The organism is Thermogemmatispora sp. (genome assembly GCF_042408735.1).
GTDB lineage: Bacteria > Chloroflexota > Ktedonobacteria > Ktedonobacterales > Ktedonobacteraceae > Thermogemmatispora.
Window position 1 is genome coordinate 24,969 of record NZ_JBHOQV010000098.1, and the last position, 7,281, is coordinate 32,249.

Consider the following 7,281-nt stretch of genomic DNA (forward strand, 5'->3'; position numbering starts at 1 on the left):
CGGGAACAGGAACAAGAAAAGGACGGGTCTTTGACTCCGTCCCGGCTCTTGATTGTTCTCTTATCTGCCGCTCCGCTCCTGGTCCGGTGGCCAGCGTGGCCAGCCAGCGGTGTCAATCAAGCTCGACACTATGCCGGCCAAAGATGCGCTGCCAGAATTGGAGTTCCGTGGCAGTGTCTTCCTCTTCGTCCTCCTGTTCCCGAGGCGAGCGGACTGGCTCACCTGTCATGACCGACCCCCCTTGCGGGTCGGCCTCTTGCCGACATTCCCCCTGCTCATCTCCAGGCTGCGCAGTTTCGGAGGGCTGCTCCTCCAAGGCAGCCAGAGCAGAAGGCTGACTCTTAGCCGCAGCCGGGGCAGGATGAGGCAGCGCTTCAGACTCAACTGGATCTTGAGACGGCGCCAGCACCGCTTCTGCCTTTTCGTTCTCTTCCTGAGCCTGGTCTGCATCTGCCAGGCAGGAGAAGCTCGTGTCTTGTGCCACCAGCTCCTGGCTCTCCCCTTCGGGGACAACCACTTCTTCCGCACCAGAAGGAGCCTCCTGGTGGCCTGCGGGGCTGAACTCATAGAAGGCACCCACCGAAGAGGATATCGCCTCTTGCTCCCCTGGAGACTGGTCTTCCCCCTCCTGGCCTTCGCTGGGGGATGGCTTTGGGGCTGCGCCGTTGGCGGTGTCGCTGACGTACTCGCGGATAGCTGGCTCCTCCAAAGAAGAGAAGTCCTGTCCTGACCCAGCCTGCTCAGGCAGCGTCTCAGGAGCCTCGTCGAGTGGGGACCCGCTCCCAGCGCTGCAGGGCGCTTCTAGCGCTTCCGTCTCCTCTGGCTGGCTGGCTGCCGCGTCCGAGTGCGTCAGCCCTGTCTGCGTTGCCTGGTCGGCCTCCTGCTCCGGAAGAGGAACGACCTCCGCTGGCACTGCCTGCTCAGACCCTGTCGGGACCTCACCGCCGTCGCCATCGACAACCACTACCTCGGCCGGCGCGATCGCGGGTAGGCTACCTGCGGTCGCCTCCTCGCGTAGCAGGCGACGCAGAAACTCATCCTCTGTCAGCCCGGCCCCGAGGCTCTCCTCCTCACCAGCAGCCCACTCAGCGGTCTCTGGCGAGACCAGCTCCTCAGAGGTCAGAGGCGGCTCCTCCTCGATCGAATCGAGCCAGTCATAGGCTCCCTCTAGAGCATGCTCGCACCAGCGCGCGCAGTCACCATCAAAGAGGCCCAGCCGGCGACAGGTATCGAGCCGGCGGAACATGGCCTGCAACCATTCCTCGCCACGCTCACAGAGACGATCGAGCAGGACGACATCGCTTACCCCCCAGGCGCGCAGGCTCGTGAGCAGGTTCGCTAGCCCCTCGGACGGCTGGAGCTGACGCAGACGCTGCTCGTTCTGCTCGATCTGCTGGCGCAAAGCCTGAATCTCTGCATCTAAGACCGCCAGACGCTGCTCGGCTAACCAGAGCTGATAGCCGGCATAGAACTCATCAATATCGCGCCGGCTTAAACGGCTGTAGAGACGCTGCAACTGCTCGCTATCGTTCATCTTGGTATCCTCAAGCAGAGCACGGGGCCAGCTTGTTGGCAGGAGCCTTTACTCCTGGGTTAGGCCCTCTCTCAAAGAAGGGGACTGGGACGAAGATGAAGTTGACGAGGGGGGAATCCGCCCCCAGCGCTCCAACCAGCGCTGTACCAGGCGATTGGTGCGTATTCGCTCTTCATCAATCGGGCCGGGGCGCCGATCTTTGCCCGAGGAGATGGTCAGACGATGGAGCCACTCAGGTAGCTCAAGTTCCTGCAACTTCAAGGGTAATCCCAGCTGGGCTAGACCCTCCTTGTGAGGAAGGGAGGAATTTCCTCCAAGCTGCTCAGCACCCGGCCCAGGCACAGGCATCCGCATAGGACTAGAACCAGCCCCTCCTCCAGCCACCTCAGCCGGGCTACGCCTGGGCGGGATCACCGTGGCACCGCCAGAACTAGAGGATGACGACGAGGATAACGGCGAGAAGCTTATACGCGCCTGCTGACCTTGCTGCTGCCCCTCCTCCCCTAACGCGCTCAGCAGAAGACGCACAAGCTGGTTCCCCGGCCGCGGCTGCTCACGCTCTAGCTGGCTTATACGCTCCAGCAGGGCGGCTCGCTCAGCCTCCAGCGCCTCTAGTTTCCGTCTCAGGCTCTGATCAGTCTCCTGACAGAGCAGCCATTGCTGGTACTGGCCCATCGTACTTGCTCTGCTCACAGCAGTCGCTTGAATGGTACGCGGCTCCCTTCTGCCAAAGTATACCATGCCTGGCCCCCACGAACAAGCGGCACTTTACACGAGACCGTATACTATGTTTAGGTATTTATACCTAGTGGTAGGCATAAATACTGGTACTGGTCCTGGCCCCAGGACCAGGGCGTGGATAGTTTTCCAGATCATGGCGGGGGGACCTTTTCAGATGACATACCCAGTAGCTCCTCTGGCTCAACATTATAAAAAAGAAGTGGCGCTAGCAAGGCGCCCGTCCGGATCGCTGCTCCCTGGTGGCCTTGTACTTTTGCTGGGGATCAGCCTGGCAGTTCTCGGCCTCATTCTGCCTCTGCGCGCGCTCTACTTTTATCAAGCCTTCCCCGGCTCATGGGTAGAGCACTGGCTACTTCTGCCGACTCACCTGCTCTTTCCCCACCAGCCGCTCGTCTCGGCGCGCCATCCTCTGGACAACCAGGCCCTGCACAACGCCCCCCTGAACTGGCGCGACCTGCTCCTCTTCTGCGGCGGGCTGGCTCTCGTCTGCCTGCTCTATCTGCTGGCTCTGCGTGCTTTGCCTCCTCTGGTCTCTTATCGGTTTATCCTCTTATCGACGGCTTTCCTCGGTTTCATTTTGGTATTATATCCTGCTCTGACATCACAAGACGTTTTCTCGTACATTATCTATGCCCGCATAGGCGTAATTTACCATCTCAATCCCCTGACAACGCTACCCATCGCTATCTCCCACGATCCCATCTATCAATATATCTTCTGGACCACTCAGCCTTCGGCCTACGGACCCACCTGGATCGCCTGTACCAGCCTGCTTCAGTGGCTGGCCCTACAGCTTCATCACAGCAGCGTCTGGAGCATGGTATTCCTCCTGCGTTTATTCGGCCTGAGCATGCACCTTGGTGCAACGGCCCTGCTCTGGAGCGGCAGCGGCCTGGCCTTCAGGGCGCAGGAAGCCACTACCCCGCGTCTGCGTCTCACGCGCCTCACCGTTACCCTTGGGCTGGCCTGGAATCCCCTGCTTCTGCTAGAGGCCTGCGTCAATGCCCACAACGACGCCGCTATCCTTTTCCTGATCTTGCTGGCCTGCTGGCTCCTCCTCCGCTGGCAGCGCGCTCAGCAACTGCCCTGGCTGCTAGCAGCCACTCTTGCGCTGGCCTTAGCCGCCTGTCTTAAAATCACCTTCATTGTTATCTTTCCTGGTTTGCTCCTCTTCCTCCTGGCGCGTTCCGAGCAGGAGCTTCCTTTCTGGCGACGCCTGCGGCTCCCGATGGCCATGCTTCTGGTCTATGTCAGCTGTATTGTGCTGCTCTACTGGCCATTCTGGCAGCACGGAGCGGTGCTGCGCCTGCTCAAGGTCAACCCCAGCGCCTCGATGGCTCGCAACACTCCCTACGAGTTTCTGGTACACCTCTATGCGACCATCGCCGGTATCCGTTTGATCCAGCTTAACGAGAATACCGGTTCCCTTCCGGAGATTATCGCCCACAGCATCGCCAGTCTCCTCTTCATCGTGGCCTATGGGGGTCTCTGTCTCTCTGCTCTGCGCCGTCCTGCCTCCATCCGCTCGTTCTCGGCGCTCTGTGGCTGGATGGCGCTGGCCTGGCTGCTCTTCTGTTTCGTCGGCTCAACCTGGTTCTGGCCCTGGTACCTGGTGAGCTGGGTCGGCCTCAGCCTGCTGGCGCTGGCGACTGACAAGCGCTGGCAGAACCTGCTCCGCTCGCGGGCCTTGGCCGTTACCCTGGCCCTGACGGCTTTCTGCATGCTCTCCATCTACGCTGGCTATGTCTGGGGCATGGAGCGCACAGGGCTACCTTTGTGGCCAGGCTTACAAATCAGCTGGCTGCGTGGTCTGTGGGGCTGGTCCTTCCTGCTGCTGGCTATCCCGCTGGTGCTGGCTGAGCGTCGACGGCAGCGGACCTGGTCACCGCCGCTCGGCCCTCAGCCGCTGCCTCTGACGTCCCGCGAGCAAGGAGGAGACCCTCATCTTGAGCGAGAGGGACGCCTGCCGGTGGGCTGATTCGGGCATTTCAGGTTCTCAGGTTCGGACAGCAAAAGCGGAGGGGCCTGCCTCAGCCTGTGAGAGCGGGCAGAGCGCGGGCCGGCGCATCATCTGGCCAGACCAGCTCACAGATGATGTGCCGGCTCCAGCCCAGTCTGCCATTGGATTGGATGCCAGCGCCCGGCTACGCCAGCCCCTCACGTTCAAGAGCTGTATTGGAGGAGATGCGCAGAAGGAGGCCAATAATGATGTAGTTAGCGATCACCGAGCTACCGCCGTAGCTCAAAAACGGCAGAGGAATACCTGTGAGCGGGAGCAACTTGATGTTGCCCGCGGCAATGATGAGGGTCTGGAGAGCAAAGATCGAGGTCAGACCAGCCGCCAGGAGCTGGTTAAAAGGATCGCGGGCCTCCATAGCGATGCGATAGCCGCGGTAAATCAGCAGCAGATAGAGGCCAATGAGGGCCAGCAAGCCCCCCAGTCCCAGCTCCTCGCCGAAGGCGGTCAGCACCATATCCGACTCGACCACCGGGACAATCGTCGGATGCCCAAGGCCGAGGCCAGCCCCCAGGATGCCGCCGCTAGAGAGCGTGATCAGTCCCTGGACAATCTGGAAGCCCTGGTTCTCAGCGAAAGTGGTCTGCGCCTCTGTCCAGCGCTGCCAATTTACTACATCAAAACCGACCACCGCGAAGCGGTTACGCACGTAGCTGAACAACGAATAGCCGATGAAGGCCAGCAAGGCGAAGAGCAGTAGCCCGAAGAAGACATAGGACTTCTTCTGCGAGCTGAGGTAGATCATGCAGAGGAAGAGGCCGTAGATCAAGAGGGCCAGCCCCAGCTCACGGACCACCAGGAAGAGCAGCAGGGCAATACCCAGCATCATAAAGACCGGGCCGAGCTGGCGCAGCGGAGGAAGACGGAATGGGCCAAAGCGCGGACCTTTGCCGGCCAGAATATCGCGATTCTCGCTCAGGTAGGCCGCAAAGAAGATGACGATACAGATCTTGAGCAGCTCCGAAGGCTGAAAGGCAAAAGGACCCAGCTTGAGCTGATCATGAGTGGGGCTATCCAGGTTCTTGACATGCAGAGTGTTCACCAGAGTCACCCCCACCAGCAACAAGCCCAGGGCCGCCCAGGTGTACTTATAGCGCTCCAGCCACTGCATGCGCCGCAGGCCAAAGAGGGTGACCATACACATAATAATGCCCAGGATTACCCAGATCAGTTGCTGGGTCCCCAGGGTGGGCCGATTGATATCTGGGCCGACACGCATCGCCATCAGAACGCCCAGGCCACTGAGCAAACCGGCCAGCGGCAGTAGCATCTGATCGGCCCGCGAGAAAAAGAAGCTCAGCACAATATTGACCGTCAGAAAGAGAGCGATCAGTCCCAGAATGGGGATCAGGCCCTGGACTGGCGGCAAATTGCGCGTGCTCAGCGATGAGGTCTGATCGCGATTAGCGAGCAGAAGCTGGGTCATTCCCAGCAACAGAATCAGGAATGGGACGATAAACAATCCCAATTCTTTCCAGCGATAGCGGAACGTCATCGCAGTCTGACCTTTCACTGTCAGCAGTCAGCAAGTCACGACAAAACCAGGCGTGCCGAGCCTGAGAGGAAGCGGACCTCGACCAGGCCCGGCAGGCAGCGCGAGCAGGACTAGGGAGTGAGCTTAAAAGAGACGGGGCCGATCTGGATCAGGTCCCCGGGCCGGGCGGGCAAGGCCTCGCGGGCCGGCTTGCTATTCAGAAAGGTACCGTTAACGCTGCCGGCATCCTGGACATACCAGACGCCATTGCGATACCAGAGCCGCGTATGCTCGGCGGAGATAAAGGGGTAGGGCAACTGGATCGTATTGGTAGGGCCGCGCCCGATCGTCGTCTGCGGCATCAGGTCAAAGCGTGTCCCCGGCAGCAGATTGCTGGGACCACTATCGACCACCACCAGATGCCCAACCACCGGCGGGGTTCGTGCATCCATCTCGCTTCCCAAGGTCGCCGTCCTGCGCAGATCGCGGGAGATCGTGAGCACGACTTGCATCAAAAAGAGGTAGAGAAGGATCAGCAGCAGGATTCTTAATATTAATAAAAAGACGTCCAAAGGCATGAGTCAGTGTCCCTACCTTCGCTCAAAGTAAAAATCATAGCTCCCAATGGTGAAACGATCACCGCTGCGCAGGGTATGCTGGCGTACCCCGGGCATCCCATTCACCGTGATCCCGTTGGTACTGCCAAGATCGAAGAGCATAAACTGCCCATTGGGCTGATATTTGATTTGAGCATGGTAGCGCGAGACGCGCTTGTCCTCCACAATAATATCGTTATTGAGCTGCCTGCCGATATTGATGACGGGCTTCTCGATGCGATAGATCTGCTGGCCCTGGGGGACGCGAATGGTCAGCCAGGCTTGCGGCAGAGCGGGAGCGACGCGCGCTGAAGCCAGGCCGCTCATAGAGGAACCGGCGGGGACATCGATGCCGGGCAGCAACTGGCCAGATTGCAGCTGGGCCCGGAGCTGGGCGAGCTGCTCAGCGCTGAGGGCCTGCGTCTCCATGACCTCTCCGTCCACGCTGGGATCGCCGGTGCGATGCTGCCGGTCGACCAGTTCGGCCTCGATGCGCACCAGGCCGGGGCGCAGGCTACTATCGGCATGCAGGCGCAGCACCGGATTGGAGCGCAGGGTATAGTGCCGTTGGCGAGCCAGATTCACCAGATCCTCCTGCCACTCTCGCACCAGAATGGCCTGACTGGGAGCGAAACGCTGGTGGTCCTTGATACTCAAATAGATATCGTAGACGTTCGGTGCCAGCAGACGATCCACCCCCTGAAAGACATTATCCTCCATTGCCCGCTCCAGCTTCCGGGCCACCTCCACCGGCTCCAGTCTCGAAGGAAAGAGAAAGGCAAACGGCCCCTCGATCAGCCGCTGCATAAAGGCTTCAAACCGTGAGAGTGGATTCTGGCGCGTTTTCACCCTGGCTCACGCTCCCTTTATAGAATCTGCCGAACCTGCTCCACATCGGCGGCCATCTGCGCCTTCAAGG

At 60.2% G+C, this 7,281-nt stretch carries 6 protein-coding genes; 1 reads left to right on the forward strand and 5 read right to left on the reverse strand.

The genetic code is table 11. The features are described 5' to 3' along the window. Positions 1-112: 112 nt before the first annotated feature. Together ACFMO7_RS08585 and ACFMO7_RS08590 are read right to left on the reverse strand one after the other, a co-directional pair. Positions 113-1,534 (reverse strand): hypothetical protein, encoded by a 1,422-nt coding sequence (locus ACFMO7_RS08585; RefSeq protein ID WP_376795075.1) that lies wholly within the window; start codon positions 1,532-1,534, stop codon positions 113-115. Between the two features lie 48 nt (positions 1,535-1,582). Further along, positions 1,583-2,227, reverse strand: coding sequence for a hypothetical protein (locus ACFMO7_RS08590; protein ID WP_376795076.1), 645 nt, complete (start codon positions 2,225-2,227; stop codon positions 1,583-1,585). Positions 2,228-2,429: 202 nt separating this feature from the next. Here ACFMO7_RS08590 and ACFMO7_RS08595 point away from each other — a divergent pair, with 202 nt between their 5' ends. After that, on the forward strand, positions 2,430-4,253 hold the full coding sequence (locus ACFMO7_RS08595; protein WP_376795077.1) for a hypothetical protein: 1,824 nt from the start codon (positions 2,430-2,432) through the stop codon (positions 4,251-4,253). Between the two features lie 166 nt (positions 4,254-4,419). Here the strand turns inward: ACFMO7_RS08595 and ACFMO7_RS08600 are convergent, their stop codons facing one another. The 3 genes from ACFMO7_RS08600 to ACFMO7_RS08610 all read right to left on the reverse strand — a co-directional run bounded on the left by ACFMO7_RS08600 (position 4,420) and on the right by ACFMO7_RS08610 (position 7,211). Then, the gene (locus ACFMO7_RS08600; RefSeq protein ID WP_376795078.1) at positions 4,420-5,787 is read right to left on the reverse strand and encodes an FtsW/RodA/SpoVE family cell cycle protein; all 1,368 of its coding nucleotides are present in this window, start codon (positions 5,785-5,787) and stop codon (positions 4,420-4,422) included. A 110-nt stretch (positions 5,788-5,897) separates the two neighbouring features. Next, complete coding sequence (locus tag ACFMO7_RS08605) at positions 5,898-6,344, reverse strand: FHA domain-containing protein (protein WP_376795079.1); 447 nt, start codon at positions 6,342-6,344, stop codon at positions 5,898-5,900. Positions 6,345-6,356: 12 nt separating this feature from the next. After that, positions 6,357-7,211, reverse strand: a complete 855-nt coding sequence (locus tag ACFMO7_RS08610) for a DUF3662 and FHA domain-containing protein (protein ID WP_376795080.1) — start codon at positions 7,209-7,211, stop codon at positions 6,357-6,359. Positions 7,212-7,281 lie beyond the last annotated feature (70 nt).